The sequence below is a fragment of the Micromonospora sp. B9E7 genome (assembly GCF_039871815.1).
Classification (GTDB): Bacteria; Actinomycetota; Actinomycetes; order Mycobacteriales; family Micromonosporaceae; genus Micromonospora.
Genome location: NZ_JBDPLX010000008.1, coordinates 69,859 through 94,247 on the forward strand (window position 1 = coordinate 69,859; position 24,389 = coordinate 94,247).

The 24,389-nt window shown below is 72.5% G+C and carries 26 protein-coding genes, 1 tRNA gene and 1 pseudogene; 15 read left to right on the plus strand and 13 right to left on the minus strand.

The features are described 5' to 3' along the window. The first annotated feature begins 164 nt into the window (after positions 1-164). Both ABGB10_RS15385 and ABGB10_RS15390 read left to right on the plus strand, forming a co-directional pair. Complete coding sequence (locus tag ABGB10_RS15385) at positions 165-989, plus strand: SURF1 family protein (protein ID WP_347661522.1); 825 nt, start codon at positions 165-167, stop codon at positions 987-989. Positions 990-1,090: 101 nt separating this feature from the next. Beyond that, the gene (locus ABGB10_RS15390) at positions 1,091-1,756 is read left to right on the plus strand and encodes a hypothetical protein (protein ID WP_347661523.1); all 666 of its coding nucleotides are present in this window, start codon (positions 1,091-1,093) and stop codon (positions 1,754-1,756) included. Between the two features lie 18 nt (positions 1,757-1,774). Here the strand turns inward: ABGB10_RS15390 and ABGB10_RS15395 are convergent, their stop codons facing one another. The 5 genes from ABGB10_RS15395 to ABGB10_RS15415 all read right to left on the minus strand — a co-directional run bounded on the left by ABGB10_RS15395 (position 1,775) and on the right by ABGB10_RS15415 (position 7,174). Then, positions 1,775-3,367 (minus strand): ATP-dependent DNA ligase, encoded by a 1,593-nt coding sequence (locus ABGB10_RS15395; RefSeq protein ID WP_347661524.1) that lies wholly within the window; start codon positions 3,365-3,367, stop codon positions 1,775-1,777. A 245-nt stretch (positions 3,368-3,612) separates the two neighbouring features. Then, the gene (locus ABGB10_RS15400) at positions 3,613-3,819 is read right to left on the minus strand and encodes a hypothetical protein (RefSeq protein ID WP_030333429.1); all 207 of its coding nucleotides are present in this window, start codon (positions 3,817-3,819) and stop codon (positions 3,613-3,615) included. 77 nt (positions 3,820-3,896) lie between these two features. Then, entirely contained in the window at positions 3,897-5,258 is a 1,362-nt protein-coding gene (locus ABGB10_RS15405; RefSeq protein WP_347661708.1) for a dipeptidase, read from the minus strand. Between the two features lie 36 nt (positions 5,259-5,294). After that, positions 5,295-6,440 (minus strand): M48 family metallopeptidase, encoded by a 1,146-nt coding sequence (locus tag ABGB10_RS15410; protein WP_347661525.1) that lies wholly within the window; start codon positions 6,438-6,440, stop codon positions 5,295-5,297. A 119-nt stretch (positions 6,441-6,559) separates the two neighbouring features. Next, positions 6,560-7,174 carry a hypothetical protein gene (locus ABGB10_RS15415; protein WP_347661526.1) on the minus strand — a complete coding sequence of 205 codons (615 nt, stop codon included), beginning with the start codon at positions 7,172-7,174 and terminating at the stop codon, positions 6,560-6,562. A gap of 383 nt (positions 7,175-7,557) precedes the next feature. Between ABGB10_RS15415 and ABGB10_RS15420 the strand changes: the two genes are divergently transcribed. Then, positions 7,558-7,959, plus strand: coding sequence for a rhodanese-like domain-containing protein (locus ABGB10_RS15420; protein ID WP_347661709.1), 402 nt, complete (start codon positions 7,558-7,560; stop codon positions 7,957-7,959). 409 nt (positions 7,960-8,368) lie between these two features. Here ABGB10_RS15420 and ABGB10_RS15425 read toward each other — a convergent pair whose 3' ends face one another. From ABGB10_RS15425 to ABGB10_RS15435, 3 genes and pseudogenes are all read right to left on the minus strand, one after another. Then, a complete protein-coding gene (locus ABGB10_RS15425; RefSeq protein ID WP_347661527.1) occupies positions 8,369-9,910 on the minus strand; it encodes a cobyric acid synthase in 1,542 nt (513 codons plus the stop codon). A 191-nt stretch (positions 9,911-10,101) separates the two neighbouring features. Next, a pseudogene (locus ABGB10_RS15430) lies at positions 10,102-11,067 on the minus strand (cobalamin biosynthesis protein); the annotation flags it as partial. A gap of 258 nt (positions 11,068-11,325) precedes the next feature. Continuing rightward, on the minus strand, positions 11,326-12,075 hold the full coding sequence (locus ABGB10_RS15435; protein ID WP_347661528.1) for a single-stranded DNA-binding protein: 750 nt from the start codon (positions 12,073-12,075) through the stop codon (positions 11,326-11,328). Positions 12,076-12,379: 304 nt separating this feature from the next. Between ABGB10_RS15435 and ABGB10_RS15440 the strand changes: the two genes are divergently transcribed. Together ABGB10_RS15440 and ABGB10_RS15445 are read left to right on the plus strand one after the other, a co-directional pair. Next, positions 12,380-12,820 carry an HPF/RaiA family ribosome-associated protein gene (locus tag ABGB10_RS15440; protein ID WP_347661529.1) on the plus strand — a complete coding sequence of 147 codons (441 nt, stop codon included), beginning with the start codon at positions 12,380-12,382 and terminating at the stop codon, positions 12,818-12,820. A 202-nt stretch (positions 12,821-13,022) separates the two neighbouring features. After that, entirely contained in the window at positions 13,023-14,216 is a 1,194-nt protein-coding gene (locus tag ABGB10_RS15445) for an alpha/beta fold hydrolase (RefSeq protein ID WP_347661530.1), read from the plus strand. An 83-nt stretch (positions 14,217-14,299) separates the two neighbouring features. On the opposite strand, the gene ABGB10_RS15450 is transcribed toward ABGB10_RS15445, so the two are convergent. Next, positions 14,300-14,995: a hypothetical protein gene (locus ABGB10_RS15450; RefSeq protein ID WP_347661531.1), complete on the minus strand. Its 696-nt coding sequence runs from the start codon at positions 14,993-14,995 to the stop codon at positions 14,300-14,302. Between the two features lie 160 nt (positions 14,996-15,155). On the opposite strand from ABGB10_RS15450, the gene ABGB10_RS15455 reads away from it, so the two are divergent. Together ABGB10_RS15455 and ABGB10_RS15460 are read left to right on the plus strand one after the other, a co-directional pair. After that, positions 15,156-15,228 (plus strand) — tRNA-Arg (locus ABGB10_RS15455). A 70-nt stretch (positions 15,229-15,298) separates the two neighbouring features. Next, positions 15,299-15,679 carry a VOC family protein gene (locus tag ABGB10_RS15460; RefSeq protein ID WP_347661710.1) on the plus strand — a complete coding sequence of 127 codons (381 nt, stop codon included), beginning with the start codon at positions 15,299-15,301 and terminating at the stop codon, positions 15,677-15,679. Positions 15,680-15,725: 46 nt separating this feature from the next. Here ABGB10_RS15460 and ABGB10_RS15465 read toward each other — a convergent pair whose 3' ends face one another. Both ABGB10_RS15465 and ABGB10_RS15470 read right to left on the minus strand, forming a co-directional pair. Continuing rightward, positions 15,726-16,082, minus strand: a complete 357-nt coding sequence (locus ABGB10_RS15465; RefSeq protein ID WP_347661532.1) for a hypothetical protein — start codon at positions 16,080-16,082, stop codon at positions 15,726-15,728. Continuing rightward, positions 16,079-16,297: a hypothetical protein gene (locus ABGB10_RS15470; RefSeq protein WP_347661533.1), complete on the minus strand. Its 219-nt coding sequence runs from the start codon at positions 16,295-16,297 to the stop codon at positions 16,079-16,081. The genes ABGB10_RS15465 and ABGB10_RS15470 overlap by 4 nt, the downstream gene beginning before the upstream one ends. A gap of 294 nt (positions 16,298-16,591) precedes the next feature. On the opposite strand from ABGB10_RS15470, the gene ABGB10_RS15475 reads away from it, so the two are divergent. From ABGB10_RS15475 to ABGB10_RS15485, 3 genes are all read left to right on the plus strand, one after another. Next, positions 16,592-16,822 (plus strand): GntR family transcriptional regulator, encoded by a 231-nt coding sequence (locus ABGB10_RS15475; protein WP_347661534.1) that lies wholly within the window; start codon positions 16,592-16,594, stop codon positions 16,820-16,822. A gap of 258 nt (positions 16,823-17,080) precedes the next feature. Next, a complete protein-coding gene (locus ABGB10_RS15480; RefSeq protein ID WP_347661535.1) occupies positions 17,081-17,578 on the plus strand; it encodes a SigE family RNA polymerase sigma factor in 498 nt (165 codons plus the stop codon). Beyond that, positions 17,578-18,627, plus strand: a complete 1,050-nt coding sequence (locus ABGB10_RS15485; RefSeq protein ID WP_347661536.1) for a hypothetical protein — start codon at positions 17,578-17,580, stop codon at positions 18,625-18,627. The genes ABGB10_RS15480 and ABGB10_RS15485 overlap by 1 nt, the downstream gene beginning before the upstream one ends. Before the next feature lie 8 nt (positions 18,628-18,635). Here ABGB10_RS15485 and ABGB10_RS15490 read toward each other — a convergent pair whose 3' ends face one another. Together ABGB10_RS15490 and ABGB10_RS15495 are read right to left on the minus strand one after the other, a co-directional pair. Beyond that, positions 18,636-19,058 carry a VOC family protein gene (locus ABGB10_RS15490; protein ID WP_347661537.1) on the minus strand — a complete coding sequence of 141 codons (423 nt, stop codon included), beginning with the start codon at positions 19,056-19,058 and terminating at the stop codon, positions 18,636-18,638. 30 nt (positions 19,059-19,088) lie between these two features. Beyond that, the gene (locus ABGB10_RS15495) at positions 19,089-20,087 is read right to left on the minus strand and encodes a hypothetical protein (RefSeq protein ID WP_347661538.1); all 999 of its coding nucleotides are present in this window, start codon (positions 20,085-20,087) and stop codon (positions 19,089-19,091) included. Positions 20,088-20,264: 177 nt separating this feature from the next. On the opposite strand from ABGB10_RS15495, the gene ABGB10_RS15500 reads away from it, so the two are divergent. From ABGB10_RS15500 to ABGB10_RS15520, 5 genes are all read left to right on the plus strand, one after another. Continuing rightward, the gene (locus ABGB10_RS15500) at positions 20,265-20,666 is read left to right on the plus strand and encodes a hypothetical protein (RefSeq protein ID WP_347661539.1); all 402 of its coding nucleotides are present in this window, start codon (positions 20,265-20,267) and stop codon (positions 20,664-20,666) included. A 123-nt stretch (positions 20,667-20,789) separates the two neighbouring features. Further along, positions 20,790-21,185, plus strand: coding sequence for a VOC family protein (locus tag ABGB10_RS15505; RefSeq protein WP_347661540.1), 396 nt, complete (start codon positions 20,790-20,792; stop codon positions 21,183-21,185). A 118-nt stretch (positions 21,186-21,303) separates the two neighbouring features. After that, positions 21,304-22,482, plus strand: coding sequence for an ATP-binding protein (locus ABGB10_RS15510; protein ID WP_347661541.1), 1,179 nt, complete (start codon positions 21,304-21,306; stop codon positions 22,480-22,482). Between the two features lie 52 nt (positions 22,483-22,534). Further along, the gene (locus ABGB10_RS15515) at positions 22,535-23,677 is read left to right on the plus strand and encodes a hypothetical protein (RefSeq protein ID WP_347661711.1); all 1,143 of its coding nucleotides are present in this window, start codon (positions 22,535-22,537) and stop codon (positions 23,675-23,677) included. Continuing rightward, on the plus strand, positions 23,650-24,363 hold the full coding sequence (locus ABGB10_RS15520) for a response regulator transcription factor (protein ID WP_347661542.1): 714 nt from the start codon (positions 23,650-23,652) through the stop codon (positions 24,361-24,363). The genes ABGB10_RS15515 and ABGB10_RS15520 overlap by 28 nt, the downstream gene beginning before the upstream one ends. Positions 24,364-24,389: the final 26 nt, after the last annotated feature.

Consider the following 24,389-nt stretch of genomic DNA (forward strand, 5'->3'; position numbering starts at 1 on the left):
GGCGGCGGGTACGCGACGGGACGACCGGGGCCGATCCGTCGGCGTGACGATACCCGCCCGGCTGGAGACGCGAGCACCGCCAACCGGGGCCAGCGCCATGACCCTGCGGTCGTACCGGCCCGGTCCAGGTCAGTGGCGCCGGTCATACGGGTAGCCTCGGTGCCGTGTACCGGTTCCTGCTGAGCCCACGCTGGCTGGGCGCTCTCGCGCTGACCCTGGTCGCGGCCGCCGTCATGGTGTTCCTCGGCAACTGGCAGCTGGACCGCTACCGGGGGCGTACCGAGGTCAACGAGCGGATCGACGCGGGCCAGCGGATGGCTCCCGCGCCGCTGGCCGACGCGCTGTCCGCCCCCACCGGCGGCGCGGGCTCGGTCGGCCCGGCCCCCGCCAAGGAGAAGGTCTGGACCCGGGTCACCGTCACCGGCAGGTACGACCCGACGAACACCGTGCTGGTCCGCGGCCGGACGGTGGACAGCCGGGTCGGCTTCGAGGTGCTCACCCCGTTGGTCCTGGCGGACGGCACGGCGTTGCTGGTGGACCAGGGCTGGATCCCCCCGGCGCCGGGTGGGGCGGCGACCGCCCAGCCGGCGGTGCCGGCCGTGCCGACCGGCGACGTGACGGTGGTCGGCCGGGTGCACGAGACCGAGAGCGGGGCCCGCGCGGCGGTACGGCGCGACGGGCGGCTGGAGATCCGCCGGATCGGGGTGTCGCGGCTGGCCGACGAGCTGCCCTACCCGGTCTACGGCGCGTACCTGCTGCTGGACGAGCAGACCCCGGCGGCCGACCCGGTGTTCAAGGCGGTGCCGGTCGGGCACGCCAACAACTGGCAGAACTTCGGCTACGTCGTGCAGTGGTGGCTCTTCGCGGTGATGGCCCTGTTCGGCTACGGCTGGGTGGCCCGCCGCGAGGCGCGTCGAGCCGCCGGCCTCGGCGCTCCCGAAGCCCCGTTGGACCGGGCGGCCGAGCCCGCACCGAGCGCGTCCGTCTGACCGGGCCCGCGCCGGCGTCCCGACCGGACACTCGGGGGCACCCGGGACACCACGGCAGCCGGTAGTCTCCGCCGGGTGCTCACCTCACGTTGGAGGTCCCGATGAGCGTGGATCCCACGGCACCGCTGCCCGAGCCGGTTCCGGGCCACCAGACGCCGCAGCCGACCGACCCGTGGGCCGCCGAGCCGCCGACGGCACCGTTCGCCACCCCACCGCCCACCGCACCGTTTCCCGCCGCACCGGCGGCCGTGCCGTTCTCCGGACCACCCGCTCCGTTCTCCGGTCCACCGGCGCAGCCCACCGCACCGTTCTCCGGGCCTCCCGCGCAGTCGGCCGGGGCGTGGCCGGCGGTCGGGCCGTACCCGCCGACCCCGATGGCCGTGAACCCGGCCGTGGCCGGGTACGCGGGTGGGCCGGAGGTGGTCGCGGTGCAGATCGCCGAGATCGCGGTGAGCCCGCCGATCATCCGTACGCCGGCCGGGGTGCTGCCGCTGGCCGGTGCCAGCTGGCACGTGGCCGACTACTGGCAGCGCGAGGAGAAGGTGGCGACCTGGGCGCTGGTCTGTGCCATCGTCGGCTTCTTCTGCCTGGCCTTCTTCAGCCTCCTCTTCCTGTTGGTGAAGGAGACCCGGCACCACGGCACGGTGCAGGTGACGGTCACCAACGGCGCGCAGCAGTACGTCGCGCGGATCCCGGTCAGCGACCAGATCCAGGTGCAGCACCTGAACAACCAGGTGAACTACGCGAGGTCGCTGTCGGTCAGGTGAACCGGGCCGGGTTGCCGGTCAACCGGTGACTCGGCCGGCGTGGATGGCACGGACGGCGTCGATGGTGTCCGCCTCGGCGGCGGACTTGTCGTCCCGATACCGCACCACCCGGGCGAACCGCAGCGCCATCCCGCCGGGATAGCGGGTGCTCGTCTGCACCCCGTCGAAGGCGATCTCCACGACCTGCTCCGGTCGGACCCGGACCACCCAGTCGCCGCGCTCCACCGCGAGGTCGAGGAAGCGTTCGGTCTGCCAGCGCAGCAACTCGTCGGTGAGCCCCTTGAACGTCTTGCCGAGCATGACGAAGCCGCCGGTGTGCGGGTCACGAGCGCCCAGATGCAGGTTGGACAGCCAACCTTTGCGCCGACCACTGCCCCACTCGACGGCGAGCACCACCAGGTCGAGGGTGTGCCGGGGCTTGACCTTGACCCAGGCGGCGCCGCGCCGGCCAGCGTCGTAGGGGGCGTCCGGCGCCTTGACCACCACACCCTCCTGCCCGGCGTCGAGCGCGGCGGCGAACGCGGCGGCGGCCTGCTCGGGGCCGTCGACCTCCATCCGCCCGACGAGCAGCGACGAGTCGACCGCGCCGGCGAGGGCGGCCCACCGCTCCCGGCCGGGCAGGTCGATCAGATCCTCGCCGTCGAGGTGCAGCAGGTCGAAAAAGTACGGAGTGAGCACTGTCGCGCCGGTGCTGGCGGCTGCCGCGAGCACCGCCGGGGCGACGGGTGTGCGCCCCGTGGTGCTGGGGGTGGTGCGTCGGGCGGCCCGACTGGAGGTCTGCTGGAACGGCAGTGGTCGGCCCGTCTCGTCCAGGCCGATCGCCTCGCCGTCGAGCACCAACTCGCGGCCCGGCAGGGCACGGACCGCGGCGACCACCTCGGGCACCCGCGCGGTGATCTCGTCGAGGCTGCGGGTGAAGACGGCGATGTCGGCGCCGGAGCGGTGCACCTGGATGCGAATGCCGTCGAGCTTCACGTCGACCACCGCTGGCGTGCCGGTGGCGGCGAGTGCCTCGTCGACCGAGGGGGCGCTCTGCGCGAGCATCGGTGCCAGCGGCCGGCCGACCTGGAGACCGAACCCGGCCAACTCCGCGGCTCCTCCGGCCAGCGCGGCCACCGCCACGGCGCGCAGGTCACCAGCGAGCAGCAGCGCCCGCCGGACGGTCGCCACCGGCACGTCGGCGGCGCGGGCCACCGCGTCGGCGAGCAGCCCCGCCTGGGCGCCCTGGCGCAGCTCTCCACTGAACAAACCGGTGAGCAGTCGCTGCTCGTCGGCGGTCGCCGCCGCGTAGAGGGCCCCGAGCAGCGCCCGCCGGCGGGCCTGCGAACCCGTGCCCCGCACGGCGGATATCTGCTCGATGGCCGCGTCCACGGCTGCCACGGTCAGCGTCGGCTCGGCGGCCGGTGCCGGCAGGTCACGCAGGCTCGCGTAGCCCACCCCGGTCTGCCGCTGGCGCAACTCACCGGCCAGATAGCCGGCGCCGGGCTCGACCTCACCCGGGTCGAGCCGGCGCAGCGCATCAGCGAGCAGCTCCACCTTGGCCCGCCGGCCGCTGGTGGCGCTGACGGCGGCGGAGGTGGCTGCCAGGTCGAGAAACCGCACGCAGCTCATCCTGCCAGTCACCTCCGACACCGCCCGGGCATTGCCGTGCCCGGGCGGTGTCGGCAGGGTGCCGCCCGCCCATGCGGACGACGATCAGGGCCTGTTTCATGAGGGCGGTCGAGCCGAGGCGGAGCCCGGGCGGCGATCCGGCAAGGCGCGGTCCCGTCCGATACCGGTGTTGTATCCGGACGGGACCGCAACGCCGCCGGTCGTCCGGGGCCGCCGCGGGCCGGCCAGTCCTCATGAAACAGGCCCTACGCGGAGACGGGCTCCTCGATGCGCAACCCCCGGGCGCGAACCTCACCGGCCACGCGGGAGAGCACCGAGTCGAGGGCGACCAGTGCGGCGGACAGCTCACCGAGCTGCTCGTTGAGCGTGTCCTCGGACCACGCGGAGACGTCGACGTCCCCCAACGCGCTGACAGCGGCCCCCAACCGGGCCATCACCTCGTTCGTACTCATGTTCGAAAGGCTATAACAGCTGGCCGTCCGACACGCCGTGAAATGGCAGATCAGGCCCAAAGTTGTCGTGTCGGTGCCTAACTGCCCGCGCCGCCGACACTGCTCGCAGCGGCGACGTTACCCAGCAGCAGCGCCTCGGCGAGGCAGACCCGGGCGAACTCCCCCAGGTGCAGACTCTCGTTCGGGCCGTGTGCGCGGGCGTGCGGGTCCTCCACACCGGTCACCAGGATCGCCGCCTTCGGGAACATCTCCTGGAAGGTGGCGATGAACGGGATCGACCCACCGATGCCGATGTCCACCGGGTCGGTGCCGTCCCAGGCGGCCCGGAAGGCCGAACGGGCGGCGTCGAACATCGGCCCGGACGCGTCGATCACACACGGGTTGCCGTCGTGTTCGAAGCTGACCGTCACCTGGGCGCCCCACGGCGCGTGCTTCTCCAGGTGCGCGCGGACCGCCGCGTACGCCCGCTTGGGGTCGTCACCCGGGGCCAGGCGGATGCTGAGCTTCGCCTTCGCGGCCGGCACCAGGGCGTTCGGCGCCTCGCCGGTGGACGGCGCGTCGATGCCGAGCACCGCCAGCGCGGGTTTGGTCCAGATCCGGTCGGTGATCCGGCCGGTGCCGATGAACTGCACACCGTCGGCCAGCCCGGCCTCGGCCCGCACCCGGTCCTCGGGGTAGTCGACGGTGGCGCCCACCCGGGCGACCAGCCCTTCCACGGCCACGTCACCGGCGTCGTCGTGCAGGGTCGCCAGGAGCCGGACCAGCGCGGTGAGCGCGTCCGGCACGGCACCGCCGAACATGCCGCTGTGCACGGCGTGATCCAGCGTGCGCACCTCGACGAAACAGTTGACGATGCCGCGCAGCGAGGTGGTCAACGCCGGTACGCCGATGTCCCAGTTGCCGGAATCGGCGATCACGATGACGTCCGAGGCGATCTCGTCGCGGTGATCGTTCAACAGTTGCTCCAGCGAGTCGGAGCCGTACTCCTCCTCGCCCTCGATGAAGAGCACCACACCGACCGGCAGCGCGTCCCCGTACGCCCGCAGTGCCGCGACGTGCGCCATGATGCCGGCCTTGTCGTCGGCCGCGCCCCGGGCGTAGAGCCGGCCGTCGCGCTCGACCGGCTCGAACGGGTCGGACTCCCACAGCGACCGGTCGCCGACCGGCTGCACGTCGTGGTGGGCGTAGAGCAGGACGGTGGGCGCACCGGGTGGGGCGGCCCGACGGCCGATCACCGCGGGCTGGCCACCGGAACGTGCGATCTCGACGTCCAGGCCGCAGCCGCGCAGCAACTCGGCGACCGCCTCGGCGGAACGTTCCACGTGCGAGTGGTCGAAACCCTCGAAGGCGATGCCGGGAATGCGGACGAGGCGTTCCAGGTCGGCGCGTACGCCGGGCATCTCCCGCTCGACGGCGGCCCGCACCTCGGACTCGGACATGATCGGTGAGGTCATGACCGGCATCGTATGCCGGCCTTACCGGGGTGTGCCGCCGGAGCCCGTACCGTCACCTCCGCCCGCCGTCCCGGCGCCCGCCTGCGCGCCGGGGGCGGCCCGGCCGGCGCGGTGTGCGCGGCCGGCGGCCTCGGTGGCGGCGTCCACCCACGAGCGGGCCCGTCCGGCGGTGCCGCCCACCCACTCACCGACGTCGCTGGCACCGTCGCCGAGCCGGCGCAGCAAGCCGACCAGCGGATCGCTGGACCGGCTGAACTCCTCCCGGTACGACTCCGCAGCCGCCTTGATCTCCTCGGTGAGGCTGGTCGAGTTGTCGTCGTCGCGGCGCGGATAGTCCCCGGCCAGCACCTGCCCGTACGCCCCGGAGTCGATCCACTGCCGCAACTGCGCCGCCCGGGCCACCGGCACCGGGTGGGTGCTCCACGCCGTCATCCGGATCTTGTGCAGGCTGTCGCGCAGGTCGCCGCCGCCGGTGTACTCGGCGGCCTGCTCCAGGAACGCGGTCGTGTCGACCTGGGACAGGTCACCGCCGCCGGCGAGCTTCATCAGCAACCGCAGCGCGGCGGCCGGGTCCTGCCCGGCGAGCAGACCGGCCCGGTCGGCGGAGAGTTCCGCCTTGCGCCACCACTCCAGCATCGCCGCGATGATCGCCCGCAGCGCGATCGCGCCCACCGGCAACCAACTCAGGTTGGCCGCCCACCGGGTGAGGATCATGAGCATCGTCTTGTAGACCGCGTGTCCGCTGCCCACGTGCCCCAGCTCGTGGCCGAGCAGGCAGCGCAGCTCGTCCTCGTCGAGCTGCTGCACGCAGGCGGAGTTCAGCACGATGAACGGCCGTTCCAGGCCGACCGCCTCGGCCCCCAGCCAGGGCGACTGGGTCACGTACAGCTCGGGAAGTTCGACCACGTCCAACGCCGCCGCCGCCTCGGTGTAGCGCTGCCACACCGCCGGGTACTGCCGGTGGTCGACCCGGATTCCCGAGGCCAGCACGGACAGGCGGAAGCCACGCTCGTTCCACATGCCGAAGAACGACCGCAGCACGTCGTCGAAGCCGCGCAACTCCCGCAGCGCGACCAGGGCGCCCCGGTCGGCCGGATGTTCCCAGGCCCGCGAGCTGATGCCGGTGAGAGTGATCCGGCGCCGCGCGGGCGTGTCCGTCGCTGACATGATGAGTCCCCCGATCGCCGTGCCCTTGGTCTTCTCGCACCGGGCCTCTCGCATCGCACAGTGCCGATGGCGGCCATCTCGCATCGTGCCGTAGCCGATGGCGGACGTCCATGCCCCGCTCAGCGAAGGCGCACGTAGTACCGGTCCGCATCGTGCGGCAGCGCCGGCGCACCCTCCACCAGCAGGTCCGCCCGGTTCGCCGTGTCGTCGGCGGCGAAGTGCGCCCGCTCCCCGGCATGCCAGCGACGCAGCTCGGGCAGGATCTCCGGCCCGTCCCGGGCGACCGCGCGAGCCAGCCGCAACGGCGCGGGCGCGGTGACGAACACGGCCAGGGTCAGTTCCGGCCCGATCACCGCCCGCGCGGCGCTGACCCCCTCCAGCACCAGCACCGACGCCACCGGAACCGGAACCGGTCGGGCCAGAAAGCGTCGCCGCACCCAGCTGTAACGCTGGTAGGCCCCCGGCCTCCCCGCACGCAGCGGGCCGAGCACCCCCTCGTCGAGCCGGGGCCAGAAGGTGATCTGGTCGTCCCACCCGTCGAGCAGGTCGTCGGTGTGCACCACCGGCGGTCGGCCGCCGGCCAGCACCGCCAGGGCGTCCGCGAGGCGGGCGGCGAACCGGCTCTTGCCCGCGCCGCTCGGCCCGTCGACCGCGACCAGCCGGGTCCGCCCCAACCGCGCCGGGCCCGCGAGCACCCGACAAGCCAATTCGGCGTACGCCTCGACAACCGCCACGGTCGGCTGCCCAGTTCCCGGGTTCAGTGCAGCCTCGCGTTGTGCAGCCTCGCGTTGTGCAGCCTCGCGTTGTGCAGCCGCGCGTTGTCGAGCCTCGCGTAGTGCATGACCGCAGTATGCCGCCGCGGCCATTGGACAGGGTGATCGACTCCGGATCATTGAAATCGCGGTATCCGCGTCGCTGGGACACCGCGATTTCCCTGAAGCCGAGTGGATCACGCGGCCTCCGGGCTCCCGCAGGGCGGACTGACACGTCCGGCTGACCGCCCCTGGCCGGCCGCCATCACGTCCGGGGGAATTGGGGCGGCGACGGGTGACGGGCGGCCCGTTCGCCGCCGTGGCTGCTACCGAATCGGCATCATCGGGTGGTGCTCCGAGACGTGATGAGCCCCGGTATCGACGCCCTGCTCGAACAGGCCCGAGCCGGGCTGCACCGACTGACTCCGCAGCAGACCGTCGAGGCGGTCCGCAGCGGTGCGCTGCTGGTCGACACCCGTACCGACCTGCAACGCCGTGAACAGGGCGACCTGCCAGGCGCGGTCGTCATCGACCGGACCGTACTGGAATGGCGACTCGATCCGGCCAGCGCCTGGCGGATCCCGGAAGCCACCGGGTACGACCGGGAGATCGTGCTGGTGTGCCGGCAGGGCTACAGCTCCAGCCTGGCCGCCGCAAGTCTGCAGACCCTCGGGCTGCGCCGGGCAACCGACATGATCGGCGGTGTCGACGCATGGCTGGCCGCCGGCCTGCCGACAACCGACCGCCCCGCCGACATCCGCCCCTGATTCCCCTACCCCGCCGGGCCCTCATGATCCGCGCACTTTCCCCGAAACTGCTGCCTCCCGACCGGCTGAGGCAGCAGTTTCCCCGAAAGTGCGCAGATCTTGGGCCCCTTTTGCGCGGCCGGTTCAAGATCGTGCTCGATCCAGGAAAGAGGCCCCTCCTGTCGCCCATCAGGCCACTACAACAAGGATCGAGCACGATCACCCTTCGCTGCCCGTGCCCCACCTCCGAATGGGAGGGCAGACCGTCAGGACGGCGCTGGGCCGAATGGAACGGGCGGGCCGCCAGGGCGGCGGCGGGCAGAACGGCGGACCGCCAGGACGGTGGCGGGCCTGGTGGGATGAACGGGAGGCCGGCGGACCGTCAGGACGGCGGCGGGCCTGGTGGGATGAACGGGAGGCCGGCGGACCGTCAGGACGGCGGCGGGCCTGGTGGGATGAACGGGAGGCCGGCGGGTGGGCCGGCTTCGATGAGGTGCCAGAGCGCTTCGGTGTCCAGGTGTTCCTCGACCAGGTCGCCGAGCAGGTCGAGCGAGCGTTCCCGGGCGGCGGCGAAGCTGGTGGCTGGTGCGACCCGGAACCCGGTACGGCCGGCCAGGCGAGCCGCCTCGGTGAGGAACCACCGGCGGAACTCGTCGGACTCGAACGTCCCGTGCCAGTGCGTGCCGTGTACCGCGCCGAGCACAGCCCCTTCGCCGACACCGTCCTCGCCGGTCAGCAGCGGGGGCAGGGTGGGGTCGGTCTGTGAGACGTACCCGTGGTGGATCTCGTAGCCGCGCACCGGGAGGCCGCCATGCGCGGTGCCCACCGACTGCCGGACGGTCTTGCGCGGGTCGAAGGTGATCTCGATGGGCAGCAGACCGAGCCCGGGCACGCTGCCCCGTTGGCTCTCCACCGGGTCGTGGATGGCCCGGCCGAGCATCTGGAAACCGCCGCAGAGGCCGAGCACCGGTTTGCCGGCCGCCACATGCGCGGTCACCGCGTCGGCGAGGCCGGTCTCGCGCAGCCAGGCGAGGTCGGCGACGGTGGACTTGGAGCCGGGCAGGACGACCAGGTCGGCGGCGGCCAGTTCGGCTGGTTCGATGGTGAGGCGTACCCGGACACCCGGCTCGGTGGCCAGCGCCTCCACGTCGGTGGCGTTGCTGATCCGGGGCAGCCGGACGACTGCCACGTCCAGCCATTCGGTGCCGTGCGGGGCGGCGGGGCGGCCGAGCACCCGGCCGTAGGCGAGGGAGTCCTCCGCGTCGAGCCACAGGTCCAGTGCCCAGGGCACCACCCCGTACGTGGGGCGGCCGGTGACGTGACGCAGCATGTCCAACCCGGGTTGGAGCAGCCCGAGGTCACCCCGGAACTTGTTGATCACGAAGCCGGCGATCAGCGCCTGGTCGGCGGGGTCGAGCAGCGCCACGGTGCCGAACATCGAGGCGAACACGCCGCCCCGGTCGATGTCGCCGACCACGATGGTGGGCAGGTTGGCGTGCCGGGCCAACCCCATGTTGACGTAGTCACCGGCCCGCAGGTTGATCTCGGCAGGGCTGCCGGCACCCTCGCAGATCACCACGTCGTACGTGTCCCGCAGCTCGGCCAGCGCCGCGTACGCGGTCTCGGCGAGGCGGGGACGCAGGTGCCGGAACGTACCGGCGGTGATGGTGTCGACGGCCTCGCCGAGGAGCACCACCTGACTGGCCAGGTCACTGCCCGGCTTGAGCAGCACCGGGTTGAACCGCAGGTCGGGTGCGAGCCCGCAGGCGGCGGCCTGCATGGCCTGGGCGCGCCCGATCTCGCCGCCGCGCCCGTCCGGCCCGACGACCACCGCCGAGTTGTTCGACATGTTCTGCGCCTTGTACGGGGCGACCTTCACGCCCTGGCGGTGCAGCCAGCGGCAGATCCCGGCGGTGAGCACGCTCTTGCCGGCGTCGGAGGTCGTGCCGGCGACCAGCAGGCCGCCGTTCACCGGCCGCTCCCCCGCGCCGCCCCGCCAGCCCGCCGCTCGTGCTCGCCGGCCCCAGCCAGCCCGCGCCCTCCGGCCACGACAGCGAGCCCGCTGCGACTCGCCACGGCACCCGGTCCACCCGGGCCCACGCCACCGAGCCCACGGCGGCCTGCGGCGATGAGCCCACGCGGGCCTACGGCACCGAGCCCGCGCCGGCCCAGCGCGCCGACCAGACGGCCGAGGGTCACCGGGTACGCGGCGGCCAGCCCGACCGCCGCCAGCCCGACCGCGCCGGAGATCCGGGCGGCACGCTTCAGGTGTCGCGCCTCCGGGCGGGGACCGTCGCCGAGGAAGGGCCGCACTTCGGAGCGCCCGAAGTAGACGTTGCGGCCACCGAGGCGAACCCCGAGCGCACCGGCCATCGCCGCCTCGCACTGACCGGCGTTGGGGCTCGGGTGGTCGTTACGGTCCCGCCGCCACACCCGCCACGCCTGCTGCCGATCCCCGTGTGCGACAGGCGCGACGGCGATGGTGAGCAGCCCGGTCAGCCGGGACGGCACCAGGTTGAGCACGTCGTCCAGCCGCGCGGACGGAGTGCCGAACCGCGCGTAGCGCGCCGACCGGTGCCCGACCATCGCGTCGAGGGTGTTCGCCGCGCGGTAGCCCAGCAGCCCGGGCAGGCCGGCGACCGCACCCCAGACCAGCGGGGCCACGACCGCGTCGGAGGTGTTCTCGGCGACCGACTCGACCGTGGCGCGGGCCAGCTCCGACTCGTCCAGCGTCGACGGGTCGCGCCCGCAGAGGTGGCCGAGGCGTCGACGGGCGGCGGGCAGGTCGCCGGCGCGCAGTGTCCGACCCATGACGGTGGCTTCGTGCCGCAGCGTGCGCCCACCCAACACGCTCCACGTGCCGGCGGCCACGAGCACCGCGCGGGCCACCGGTCGGTTCCGGGTAGCCGCCACGGCGGCTGCCCCGAGCAGCACCGGAGCACCCACGGCCAGCGCGGTGAACGCCGTACCCGCCGTCCGGTCCGGCCGGTAGAGGCTGCGCTCCAATGCTCCGGCAGCCTGACCGAAGCCGGCCACCGGGTGCCACCGGCGCGGGTCACCGAGCAGCCTGTCCAGCGCGTACCCGGCCAGCAGCCCCACCGCGTTCGCCACCGGCGCTGTCCGTCGCACCCGCACCACCTCCGGCCGGCCAGCCTAGACGAGCACCCGGTGAACCAGCCCGGCCCACGGTGCTTCACCACCTCCGAGCGGTTCGTGCGGCGCCCGGGCGGGCCAGCCCTGCGACTGCCGCCACGCGGGGTGACGACGCCGCTCGCGCCGCCACCCCGCCCCCGTCGTGCCGTGGGCCGTCTGCAGGGCCACCGGAGCGCCCGCGAGGACACCGGGTCGCTCGGTTGCCGCCCAGCCTGTGGTGGCCGAACCGGTCGGTCAGGCCGGCTGCGGCACCCGACCTCGGCCGCGCCGCCCCCGACCGGTCTGCGCGGGCTCCGGCTGACCGTCGTCGGGTGCCGACCCCAACTCGTCGTCCGGGTCGTCGTCGGTGTGGTCGTCGTCCTCTCCGGGTGGAGGGGCGAACTCGTCGTCGAGGTCCAGCGGGACGCTGGACTGCCCGATCTGGCTGCCGGTCGCGGAGCCATCGGCGTCGAGGAACGGGCTGGTGCGCACCGCGACGTAGTCGGGCAGCTCGAACTCGTCGTCCAGCGCGCGGTCGTCGGGCAGCACGGGCGCCTGCTCGGCCGGCACGGGCTCGGTCGGTTCGCCGTGCACCCGACTCTCGGCCTCCGTGTCCTCCACGGTGCTGGTCGTGACGCTGGGCCGGTTGCGCAGGAACCGGGCTCGACCCCGGGACAGGTCGTGACCGACGGCGACCGCCTCCAGCTCGTAGAGGGTGCGGTGGTTGCCGGCGTCGTCGGTCCAGTCGCGGGTGTAGAGCCGGCCGCAGACCACCACCGGGTCGCCGACCATGACCGAGGCGGCCACCCCTTCGGCGAGCTTGCGCCAGCAGTTGACGCGGACGCGCAGCGAATTGCCGTCGACCCACCGGCCGGTGTCGCGGTCGAGCCGTCGGGCGGTGGAGGCGACCTTGAAGTTGGCCACCAGGGTGTTGCTCTGGGTGGTGCGCCGCCACTCAGGCACGGTCAGCACATTACCGACGATAGTTACATAAGTGTCGAACATCGTCCCTCCAGGGGGATCGGGGCCTGCCAGCGCGAGTCGACTCGACACCGAGCCTGTGCGCTGCGGGCGACCCTCACCAGCGCCCATCCGCGACCTGTGGACGACGAACCCACCTGTGGACAAAGCCCTGATCATGCCCGGATGTGGTACGCCCGACCCGCCTGGATGAACGTCGGCGGTTTCCGGGGCTGCCCGAACTGGGTAAGCACTTGATCAAGGCACCACCGACAGCTGCACGTCGACGAGAGGTCAGCGCCATGATGATCACCACCATCGGGTCCGCGAACGCTTCCGAGGCGCGGCGATGAGCGCCGTGGCCAACCCCGCCACCGTGGCCGAGTGCCTGCGCGTCGGTGCCGGGTTCTCGCAGGGCGACCGCAACTGGATCGCCGAGCAGTTCGCCACCCTCGACGCCCGGCTGGCCAGTTTCCACGCCGACGCCACCGAGTTGGAGGTGTCGGTGAAGGACCGGGAGGCCCGTGGCCAGAAGGTCACCCTGGAGTGCTGGATCGCCGGCCGACAGAAGATCGTCACCACCTCCGCCGAGGAGGACCTGCACGCCGCCCTCAACGACGTCCGCGACGACCTGCGCCGCCGGCTCAACGACGCGAAGACCCGCCAGGAGCCCCGGCACAACAAGCACCTGCGCGACCTCCCGCAGCCGCAGGGCGAGCCGGACCAGACCGACGACCAGGAGCAGATTCCCGCCGCCGACCCGAGCCGGGCCGACGCGGAGACGGCTTGACCCTCACCCCTCCGAGTCGATCATGGGATTGTGGTGGGCACTAGATCCACAATCACCCCTTTTACGGGCCACCACAACTCCATGATCGACCAAGGAGGCCGGGGAGGGCCGGGAGGGCCGGGAGGGCCGGGAGGGCCGGGACGGGTCGCGCAGGCCACGCGCGGGCTACCGCTGGGTAGCTTGGCGGCGTAGCGTCGCGGTCGTGGAACCGGACGTGTTGGGGCCGCCGTACGAGCGGCAGACGATCGACCTGGGCACCGACGACGAGGGCCCGGTCGTCGCGACAGTGGTCCGGCGGCGCGCCGAGCGCCCCACCGGGCGGGCCGTGCTCTACGTGCACGGATTCGTCGACTACTTCTTCCAGACCCACCTGGCTGACTTCTTCGCCGAGCGCGGGTGGGATTTCTACGCGCTCGACCTGCGCAAATACGGTCGCAGTCTGCTCCCGGGCCAGACCCCGAACTTCTGCCGCGACATCAGCGACTACTTCCCCGAGCTGGACGCCGCCGCCGAGATCATCCGCAAGGACGACGGCCACGACACCCTGTTGGCGATGGGCCACTCCACCGGCGGCCTGATCCTCTCGCTCTGGGCGGACGCCCGCCGCGACTCCGGCACCGTCGACGGCCTGGTGCTCAACAGCCCCTTCTTCGACCTGAACGCACCCTGGGCGGTCCGCCGACCCCTCGCGGCCGCCGTCGCCCGGCTGGGCCGCAGGGCGCCGCACCGCATCCTGCCGTTCGGGCTCGGCACGGTGTACGGCGAGAGCATCCACTCCGACCACCGCGGCGAGTGGACCTATGACCTGGCGTGGAAGCCCTTGGCCGGGTTCCCGGTGCGGGCCGGCTGGCTGAACGCGATCCGTACCGGTCAACGTCGGCTGCGCGCCGGTCTGGACATCCAGGTGCCGGTGCTGCTGGCCTGCTCGACCCGCTCCTTCCGCGGCACCCGGTGGCACGACAACGCGACCCTGGCCGACGCCGTGCTGGACGTCGAACACATGGTCAGGTACGCGCCCCGCCTCGGCCGCCACGTCACCCTGGCCCGTTTCGACGGCGGGCTGCACGACCTCACCCTCTCCGGCCCCGCCGTCCGGAAGAAGGTCTTCGACGAGGTGGGCCGCTGGGCCGAGGCGTTCCTCGCCGCCGGCCCCACCGCCCCGGCCAGCGCTGATCCAATCGCGTCCGACCCACCGTCGACCACAGCAGACGCCGCCCCCGCCAGCCCTGGGCCGACCAGCTCTGCACCGACTGCGGAGAGCCCGACCGACGTCAAGTCGACCATCGGCAAGGCCGGGACCCCCGAGAACGGCAGGCGCGGCAAAGCCCGGCAGCTGACGAGGCTGGAAGGTGGCACGAGTCGCGGCTCAGAAGGCGCGGCAAAGCCCGCTGGCTGACCACCAGGCTGACAGTGGTACGAATCGCGGCTCAGCAGGCGGGGCGAAGCCAGGCGGCCAGCCCGGCCACACGGCGACGCGGCTCAGACGTCGCCGGGCGTCACCGGGAGGACCGCGCGGATCCGGTCGAAGGTCGCCACCGGATGACCGTCGACGCCGGGTAGCACCAGCCCGAGGCAGTACAACGAGACCTCCCCCGTCGCGTCGGGCTGGACGACGAAGACCGGCGCGCCGACGTACCCAGGTGGCAGTTCGGTGGTGATCAACACGGCGTCCCCGGCGCGGACCACGCGCTCGATCGCGACCTCGAGCGGCCGGGAGCCGTCTTCGCGTACCCCCAGGGCCAGCACGAAAGCGGAGCCGGCGTCGGCGCCGAGGCGGGCGACCACCTCGGGCCCGGCGGCGATCCCCGCCGGCACCGGCTGGACGCGCCAGCGCCAGCCGCCGTCGCCGGCGTAGCGGTGCAGGCCGCCGGTCGGCAGCACCGCGACCCCGTCACCCGGAAAACGGGCCCAACCGGGCACGATCTCGGCCTCGGACACGACCGCCGGGGCGACCCCGGCCGGCTCGGTGACGCTCGCCCGTAACCCCAGCTCACCACCCGACGCGCCCACCAGGTCCGCCGCCGTCAGCAGCGACTCCCCCACCGGGTCGTCGCCGTCCTGGAAGAAGAAGGCGGTACCGAAGGCGTCGCCCGACCGGTACGGCAGGATGGCGCGACCGACGACCTGGCACAGCTCGTAGGCGACGTCGCTCTCGGCGTCGGAATCCAGCAACACCAGCCAAAGGTACGGTCCAAGGTCACGTCGGTTCCGGGTAACCCGGATGCCCGCCGCAGGGCCGACGTGAGACCCTGCTCGGCAACGTGGACGCGGGCACCCTTTACGCCGCCGGGCACCCGGACGGCGGTACCCTCTGGGCGCGACACCCACGCCACACGCGCCCGTAGCTCAGCGGATAGAGCAGGGGACTTCTAATCCCAAGGCCGCAGGTTCGAATCCTGCCGGGCGCACCGCTCTCCTCCTGCCTTCTACCAGCATCGCTTCGGGAAGCCGCAGCGCTGATAGCGTCGGGCCGTGTCGATGTTCCGCACTCCTCAGGTGATCCTTTTCAGCGAGGACGTCTCCCACACCGCCGAGTTCTACGCAGGCCTGGGCTTTACCGAGACCTTCCGGGTGCCAGCCGAGGGCGAGCCCATTCACATCGATCTCGTGCTCGATGGCTACAAGATCGGCATCGCCTCGGTCGCCTCCACCCGCGACGATCACGGGCTCGACCCCGTGCCGCAAGGCCAGCGGGCCGCGGTGATCCTCTGGACCGACGACACCGCCAGCGCGTACGCCGAACTCACGGCGAACGGTGCCGCCGCCCTGGCCGAACCGCACCGGTGGCTCGATCGCCTGCTGATCGCCTGGGTGGCCGACCCGGACGGCAACCCGATCCAGATCGTCCAGCAGCTCTGACGGCCTCGTCTGCACGCATTGGTCGACAGTTGCCGCGCACCGCGAGCTAACCCGTTCTACAGGCAAGCCCGCGCTGTTGCCGAAGGACAGATGGCTGCGCTTCCAGCATCCCTGGACGGCTCACACGGGCCTGAGACGAGGCTGGGACGCCGCTCCGACCCGCCTGCGGCGAACCCGGGCGTCTCTGCTCGACCACGATTCCCGCACGCTGGACGTAGACCTCCCTCCTATCCGTAGCTGCGCCCTTCGCGTCGAGCACGTAGCCCGTCAACCACACCCAGCCGTGGTACGGGTCGGCGTCGCCGAGCGACACGAGCCGGATGCGCAGCGCCCGCGCACCGCTGAACTGCACCGAACACGCCGGGCCGATCAGCACGACATCGCCTGAGTTGAGCGTGGTCACGGGATCCACCCGAGGAAGCGAAGCCGGAGGGTGTCCGGCGGAGCCCAGCTCATGTCCTGCCGGGCGGACACCAGGCACGTGCCCATGTAGAGGGTCAGCGAGGGCGAGACGTCGGCGTACTCGCCCAGCAGCTCATCGCGTCGTGGTGGGCAGGGCCAGGGCCGGTCGCACGCCTCACACAACCACAGCGGCAGGACCGGCCCGTGCTGCGTCATTGGTCCTCACCGGGCCAGTGCCCCCGATTGATCGGGATGCGATGACGGGATCGACAGGGAAGCTGCGCGCCACAGCGGCACACGTAGCGCCATTGCGACCAGTTCCGACTCGGACGATGACGCCGCGCGAGGGTCAGCGCCACTGACAGCAGGTATTCGTCATAGCGGACCCTTCGCATCCAGCCTCCTACGGTCCGTCACCTTTTCCACGTCGAGCGTAGCGCTGTACGTCCCTGTACGTCTATAGACGTACCGACGATCTGGACGTCCATGAACGTGCCCTAGGTTGCGTCCATGATCGATCCACTGTCTCCGACGCCGATGTACGTTCAGCTCGCAGACGTGATCGCCAAGCGGATCGAGGCCGGGGAGCTGCCACCCCGCCGACCGATCCCGAGTGAGTCGACGCTTCAGCAGGAGTACGGCGTCGCTCGCGGCACGGTGCGCGCGGCAGTGCGCCTCCTGCGAGAGCGCGGACTGGTGATGACCGTGCCTCAGCGGGGCACCTACGTCAGCGACAAGTAGGCAGGCCGGAACTCGCGTCGCTCCGGTCCGGGCGGTCGAGCAGCCCGCTGCCAAGCTCGATCCGCGCGGCGCTCCTGCTGCGGCTGCCCCACCTGTGGGGCAGCTCTACAGGTGCGACGCAGACCGGCGCCAACCGCGCTGCCCGCGAAACCTCCGGCTACTGCTACCCCTGCCGGCGTTTGCAGGCGGGGCCGTAACCGACGCAAGAACTGCCCAACCGGTGTCTACGGGCCGGTCGACCTACGGCGTTAATAGGGCGTGACGTTCGAGGAGTACGCGTTCGCTCGCACTTCGGCGCTGGTGCGGCTCGCCCGACTGCTGACCGATGACGAGCATCGAGCCGAGGACCTGGTTCAGGAGGTCCTCGCCCGGGCGTATGCCCGGTGGGGGCGGATCTCCCGGACGGATCGGCCGGACGCGTATGTCCGCCGGATGCTCGTCAACGCCCACAACTCGTGGTGGCGGCGGCGCAGCAGCCGGGAGGTTTCGGTCGCGGCGGTGACCGACCGGGCGGGCGCTGCGGACGAGGCTGCGGTGGTCGCCGAGCGCGACGCCTTGTGGCGGCTCGTCCGTGAGCTGCCGAGGAGTCAGCGCACCGTGATCGTTCTGCGCTACTACGAGGATCTCGACGACTCGTCGATCGCCGAGATCCTGGCCTGTTCGGCCGGCACCGTTCGCACGCACGCGAAGCGCGCCCTGGCAACGCTGCGCAAGCGGCAGGAAGCGCCGACCCCCGCACGGACAGGAGAGTTCTGATGTTCAGCGATCTCGATCAGCAGCTCACCGCGACTCTTCAGCACCACGCGGGCGGCGACGTCGACCCGACTCCGATCGTGGAGCACGCCCGTCATCGCGGTCGCCGGCTCAGGGTGCGTCGGCGCGGGCTGATCGCCGGGGGCGTGGCAGCGGCGTGCGTAGCCGTCACCTCGGTCGTCCTGGCGGTCCCGATCGGCCGGAGCAGCGACGACCCGATCATGCCGGCTGCGGCGCTGATGTTGCCGGAGGCGTCGGGAAAGGCCGGTGCCGCCGCACGCCCGGAGGATGTCGGTGCCGATCCCGGAACTGTGCACTTCTCGACCGACGCCCTGGTCGACGGCGCCGAGTACGCGACGTGGACCGCCGGTCGCGGCATCGAGAGCGTCGAGTTCCGGGGCCCGAAGGGGCAGGCCCGTTTCGCGTTGGCGCGCAGCGTGGCGGCGCTGGACGGGTTGCAGCAGACGCTGTCGTCAGCCGGGCGACCGCAGCCGCGCACCGATGCGCGGGTCGATGGCCGCCCTGGGGTCGCCTGGTTCGATCCGTCCGGCGACCAGAAACTGTGGTTCGTGCGGTGGCAGCCCGTGGACGGGCTCTGGGCCCAGTTGGACACGTACGCGACCACCCAGGACGAGGCGACGGGCATCGCCTCCCGGGTCCGGTTCGACGGTGCCCACCGCTGCGTCGTGCCGTTCCGCCTGGAGTCGTTGCCGCCCGGCGGACGGCTGCTCGGATGCTCGATCATGCTCGACCGCTCGGGGGGCGGCTCCTTCGTGGACGGCTCACTCGTCGTCGGTGACGACGCCGGGCGCTGGCTGACCGTTCGCGCGCAACGCGCGCCGGACGGCTACGAAGCCAGGTCCGGGGACCTTGTCGCAGGCCCGTACCGGGCCCGTCGGCAGGGCAGCGACGTGCTGGAGATGACCGTCAAACCCTGCGTCGTGGAGGCGTTTCGCAGGGGTCGGGGCAGCGGCTACACCGAGGCGGAGGGCCTGGCGATCCTCGGCGGTTACCGGCCGGTCGGCGACCTCGACCGCCCGGACACCTGGTGACACCACCGTCAGGAGGAGGTTGCCGCCACGCAGAACTCGTTGCCCTCCGGGTCGGCCATCACCACGTGCTGCCAGTCGACCTCCTCCAGGACCTTCCCGCCGGCCTGCACCAGGCGAGCGGCCTCGGCCCTGATCCGCGCCCATCGCTCTTCGGGGCTGCCGTGGCCCGGCACCCGGATGTCGATGTGGAGACGGTTCTTCGCGGTCTTGGGCTCCGGGACGTCGAGGATGGAGAGGAAGGGGCCGACACCATCCGGGTCGCACAGCCACGCGCCGTGCTCAGGAGGCTCGTCCACCGGTAGGTCGAGCTGCTCGCGCGTGGCGGAGGGCGGTGCTGGTGGCTCGTCGATGTAGCCCAGGGCCGTCTTCCAGAACGCGGCGAGCACCTGGGCATCGGTGGAGTCGAGGGTCAGGGAGATCCGAGCTGCCATGAACGGGACGGTAGCGCGACCCCCCGACTTTCAGACCGGCCCCAGCAGTTTGGCCAGGGCATCGTCGCCCTGACCGAGCTGGGCCCCACCGCTCGGTGGCGCAACCAGGAACCGACGGCACCCGTCGAGTTCCACGTACCGGTCCGGGCCGGCCCCGTCGAGCGAGCGCAGCACCGCGAAACGGGACGCCGGGGTGGCGCAGTCGGGCACCGCTCGACGGTTGGACAGCCCTCGGAGCACGCCCGCCTGACGCTCGGCGGGTAGCGGCCCGCCGTACACGAAATCTCCCGCCGGTTTGTCGCCGCCCTGTTCCGACGGGGGCACCTGGTAGACGCAGAGGCGCAGCGGCCCGGCGGCCGGCGACGTGGCCGGGACGGACGGTCCCGGGCGGCCGTGGCGGGTCTCCGCCCACACCATGTCCGCCCAGCGTTGCGCGCATCCGGCGGCCTCGGCCGCCGGGGATTCGATCTGCCCGACGGTACGGGTGGCCACCGTCTTCCACGGCAGCCCGGCCAGTACGGCGGTCACCTCGGAGCGCGGCTTGCCGCAGGAGTCCGTCGGCAGGTACGGCCGCAGCCAGCGGCCCTGCTCGTCGACCAGGGCCAACCAGGGTGGGATGACCATGTCGAGGGTGCAGGCGATCTCCCCGTCGGCCTGCTGATCGGGCAGCCGCAGCGCGGCGAGCAGAGCGGAGGTCTCCTCGGCGCGCCGCTCGGTGGCGGTCTGCTCCTGACCCCCGCCGGCGCCCGGCTGGATCCCCCGCCCGCAGAGCACCACGGCGATCGGAGTGAACGCCGGGTCGATGCGCCCGATTCTCGGCTCGGGCACGGCCGGCGCCGAGGTCGCCGTGTTCGGCACAGTGATCACCTCGCCGGCCCGTGGGGCCGCTTCGGCACAGGATGTCCATCCGTCGACGATCTCGGCCGGGCCGGGCTCCTCGCCCCCGCCCGGTTTCGTCGTCGTGCCACCACAGCCAGCCAGTGCCACGCCGAGCAGCGCGACCGCCAGTGCTGTCCGGGACGAGCGCATCCGGCTCACCACCTCTCCACCCGAGGATGGGACGGACGCCGGGCACGCGCGGTTCCGCGCTGAGGAACGGAACCGACACCGACATCCGGGCGTCACAGCGGAATGGACCGACTGCGTGCCGCGACCCTCACCGTGACGGCGCTCCTCGCCACCGCGGGGTGCACCACGGAAGACGGCGTGCCGGAACCCCCGCCGCCGAGCCCAGCCGTGTCGCGGAGCCCGGACGCCTCGGCCGTGCGCCTCGTGGAACGAGACCAGGCGGACCTGCATCTCTGGGTGAGCAACCAGTCGTTCGCGGACGACCCGGTCGCCCTCACGGTCAGCATCGACGGCACCGAGATCGTCGATCGGCACTTCGCGGTCGAGGGCCAGCACAACTGGGTCCTGTTCCCGGTGCGGGTCGCCCCGGGTCACCACGTGGTGCGCGTCGTCTCCGGCACGGGAGTCGAGAAGCAGGAGAGCTTCACGATGCCCGAGACCGGCCGCCGGTACGCGGCGATCGACTACGGCAACGCCGTGGACGTGGGCGGGCGGCACGTCAACTGGTTCATCCAGTCCACCCCGATCGGGTTCGCCTGACCGACCGGCGGAGGGCCGCGAAGCGAAGCGAACCCCACGACGCGCACGAACGGTGGCGTGACGCGAGCGACCGGCGGGCATGCCGCCGGTTGGGCCCGCGACGCCCGCCGGGATGATGACCGAATGGCACATCTGGGACTTGTCGCGCTGCTGGTCAGGGAGTACGACGAGGCGATCGACTTCTACGTCGGCGGCCTCGGTTTCGAGTTGGTGGAGGACACCGCCCGACCGGACGGGTCGCGGTGGGTGGTGGTCCGCCCGACCGGTGCCCGGGAGACGGCGATGCTGCTGGCCCGGGCGAGTACCGCCGAGCAGCGTGCGCGGGTCGGCGACCAGACCGGCGGCCGGGTCGGGCTGTTCCTGTACACGGACGACTTCGCCCGGGACCACACCCGAATGGTGGCCGCCGGAGTGCGTTTCCTGGAGGAGCCGCGCCACGAGGCGTACGGCTCGGTCGCGGTCTTCGCCGATCTCTACGGCAACCGGTGGGACCTGCTCCAACCTCGCAGCACAGAGTGACACATTAGCGACACTATGCACCCAACTGGTCAGCGCTCGCAGTAAAGCATGCTATTGTCCGATGTCGATCTCCGCCCGCGCGGACCCGGATGGGTCGTTGTCGGAAGGACACTTCCCGATGCCGGCCACTGCCGCTCCTTCCGTGCCGCCGCCCACGCTGGACAACCCGGCCGGCGGGGCGCTCGGCCTCATCTTCACCACGTTGCCGGCCATCCTGCGGCTGACCTGCGGTGTGGTCGGCGCGGCAGTGGCCCTGTCGGTGCGGACCCCGCCGGTCGAGCCAGCCGTGTTGCTGCCCGCTGTGGCCGCGCTGACCGGCTGGTCGATCTGGTACGCGCACCGCGCACTTCGCCACGGGATCGGCCCACACCTGGTCGCCGGTGACGTCGCCGTCACCGCGCTGACCTGCCTCCTCATCCCCGTCCTGGTGGCACCCGGCGTCCTGCCCGGCGAGGGCAGCTGGATCGCCGTGCTGGCCAGCACCACGGTGATCAACACACAGGCCACCGCCCCGGCGCGCTGGTCCATCCCGGCCGGGCTGCTCGTCGTCGCGACGTACGCGACGGGTGCGCAGGCGGCCGGCAACCCCGCCGAGGCTCGCGCGCACGCGGCCACCCTGCTGATGCAGACCGCCTGCACGGCCATGATGGCGGGGGTGATGCGTCGACGGATCGGCCGTGCGGACCGCGCCTTCGTCGAGCATCAACGGTTGACCCGGGAGTCGTTGGTCGCGCGGGCCGCCCGCGACGCCGAACGCCAGCAGAACCGCGACCTGCACGACACCGTGCTCGGCACGTTGACCATGGTGGGGCTCGGTGCGGTTCACGGGCCCTCGGCCGCCTTCCGTGAACGGTGTGCCGCCGACCTGCGTACCCTCGTCGCACTCACCGACGTCGGCCCGGTGGCCGGCGACGGCCCGGTGCCGCTGGACGAGCGGTTGCGGTTGGCGGTGGACCGCCTGCCCGAGCTTCCGGTACGCCTGGACCTGGACGCCTACGCCGTCCCGGCGGGTGTGGCCGACGCGATCAGCGAGAGCGCCTACGCCGCGCTGTCCAACGTGGTCCGCCACGCGCCGGGCGCGCAGGTCACGCTGCGGATGAGCCGGGACACGATCGGCGTCGTGGTCGAGGTCGCCGACGACGGTCCCGGCTTCGACCCGGCCACCGTCCCACCTCACCGGTACGGGTTACGCGAGTCGATCCGCGGCCGGATGGCGGCGGTCGGTGGACGGGCCGACGTGCACTCGACGATAGGCGCGGGCACCCGGATCCGACTGGAGTGGCCCGGTGTCGGCTGACCTCGGCACGCCGACGCAGACCGGCGAACTGGGGGCACTGGACCGGAACAGCGTGCCGGCGCCCCGGGAGCCGGTGGTCGCCGAGGGGCTCGCCGCGCCGGCGGCCGTCGCGCACGCGTCCGACCGGGGTGCCCGGATCGCCGCCGTCGCCATCGCGCTGGCCTGGCATGTCGCGATCGGGCTGCCTGCGGTGTTGGCCGCCCGCACGGAGTTCGCCGCGCCGGCCGTGGTGCTCGGTGCCTGGGTGCTGGTCGCGGTGGTCGGCGCGGTGGCCGGGGTGCGACTGCTGCGCGGCTCGCCGCTGCCGCCGTGGCCGTTGGCCGGGCTTCTCCTCGTCGTCGACGCGGCCGTCTTCGCCGCCGCCGGCGAGGGGCAGTTGTTCACCGCCGCCAACTGGGTGTGGGGCACGCTCGGCTGGTTCTTCGTACTGACCGTGTGGGGTCGTCGGGTCGTCGGGCTGATCGCGTTGCTGAGCACGCATGCGGTGATCGCGCTGGTCGCCGTGCTCGGGCACGGAGCCGACCCGGCCGACGTGGCCCGCTACGTCATGTACGTCTACGGCACGTTCTCCCTACCGGTGGCGGTGTTCGTGGGCAGCACCGCGATCGTCGCCCTGGCCCGGGAACGGGCCGCCGTCTCGGCTGCCGGCCATGCGCTGGCGGCGGAGCGCGACGCCGCGGAACGTGGCCGCCGGGACCGCCGGGACCGGCTCGCGCTGGTCGGTTGGGCGGCCGGGCGGGTGCTCGGGGATCTGGCCGCCGGCCAGGCCGATCCGGACGACCCGGAGGTACAACGCCGCAGCGTGCTGGCCGCCGCCCGACTGCGCCGGCTGATCGCCGAGTCCGACGACGTGCCCGACCCACTGCTGCACGAGTTGCGAGCCGCCGCCGACCTGGCCGAACGCAACGGCCTACCGATCGACCTGGTCACCATCGGCAACCCGCCGCCGCTGCCGGTGGAGATCCGACGTCGGCTGGCCGACCCGCTCACCGCCACCCTGGCCGACGCCCACGGCTGGGCCCGGCTGACCGTGGTGTCCAGCCCGAACGAGGTGGTGGTCAGCCTGGTCACCCCGGACCGGGATGGACCGGAGGCGACCGGGCCACCACTCGCGGAACACGACGCCGGGCAGGTGGAGCACCTCTACGAACGGGACGGGGACATCAGATGGGCGCAGACCCGGTGGCGGCGATGACCGGCGAACGGCCGATCGGGGTGGCGATCGTCGACGACCACCCGGTGGTGGTCGAGGGTGTACGTGCCTGGCTCGCCACCGAACCCCGTCTGACTGTGCTGGCCACCGGCGACGACCCGGACGAGGTGCTGCGGGCCGCGCCGGACGCCGACGTCGTCCTGCTCGACCTGCGACTGCACGGGCGGATGGCGCTGGACAAGTTGGCCGAGCTGAGCGCCGCCGGGCGTCGGGTGGTGGTCTACTCGGAGCACACCGACCCGCAGACGATGCTCGCCGCGCTGGACGCCGGGGCGGCGGCGTTCCTGGCCAAGCACGAGGGACGGGAGCACTGCGTGGCGACCGTGCTGGCCGCCGCAAGCGACCGCCCGTACGTGCCACCGGCGTTGGCCGGGGCGATGGTCGGCGACCCCCGGCCGGACCGGCCGATGCTGTCCGACAAGGAACGTGAGGCGCTGCTGCTCTGGTTCCAGTCGATGTCCAAGGCGTCGGTGGCTCGCCGGATGCAGATCAGCGAGCACACGGTGAAGCAGTACGTGGACCGTGCGCGGATCAAGTACACCCGGGCGGGGCGGCCAGCCGCCACAAAGTCGGCACTCCTCGCCCGCGCGATCGAGGACGGCCTCGTCCGCCCAGAGGAGATCGGCATCTACCGGTCACAGGCGACGCACGACCGGCCGACCCCCTAACAGGCGTCATGACAGCGGCCCTCCGA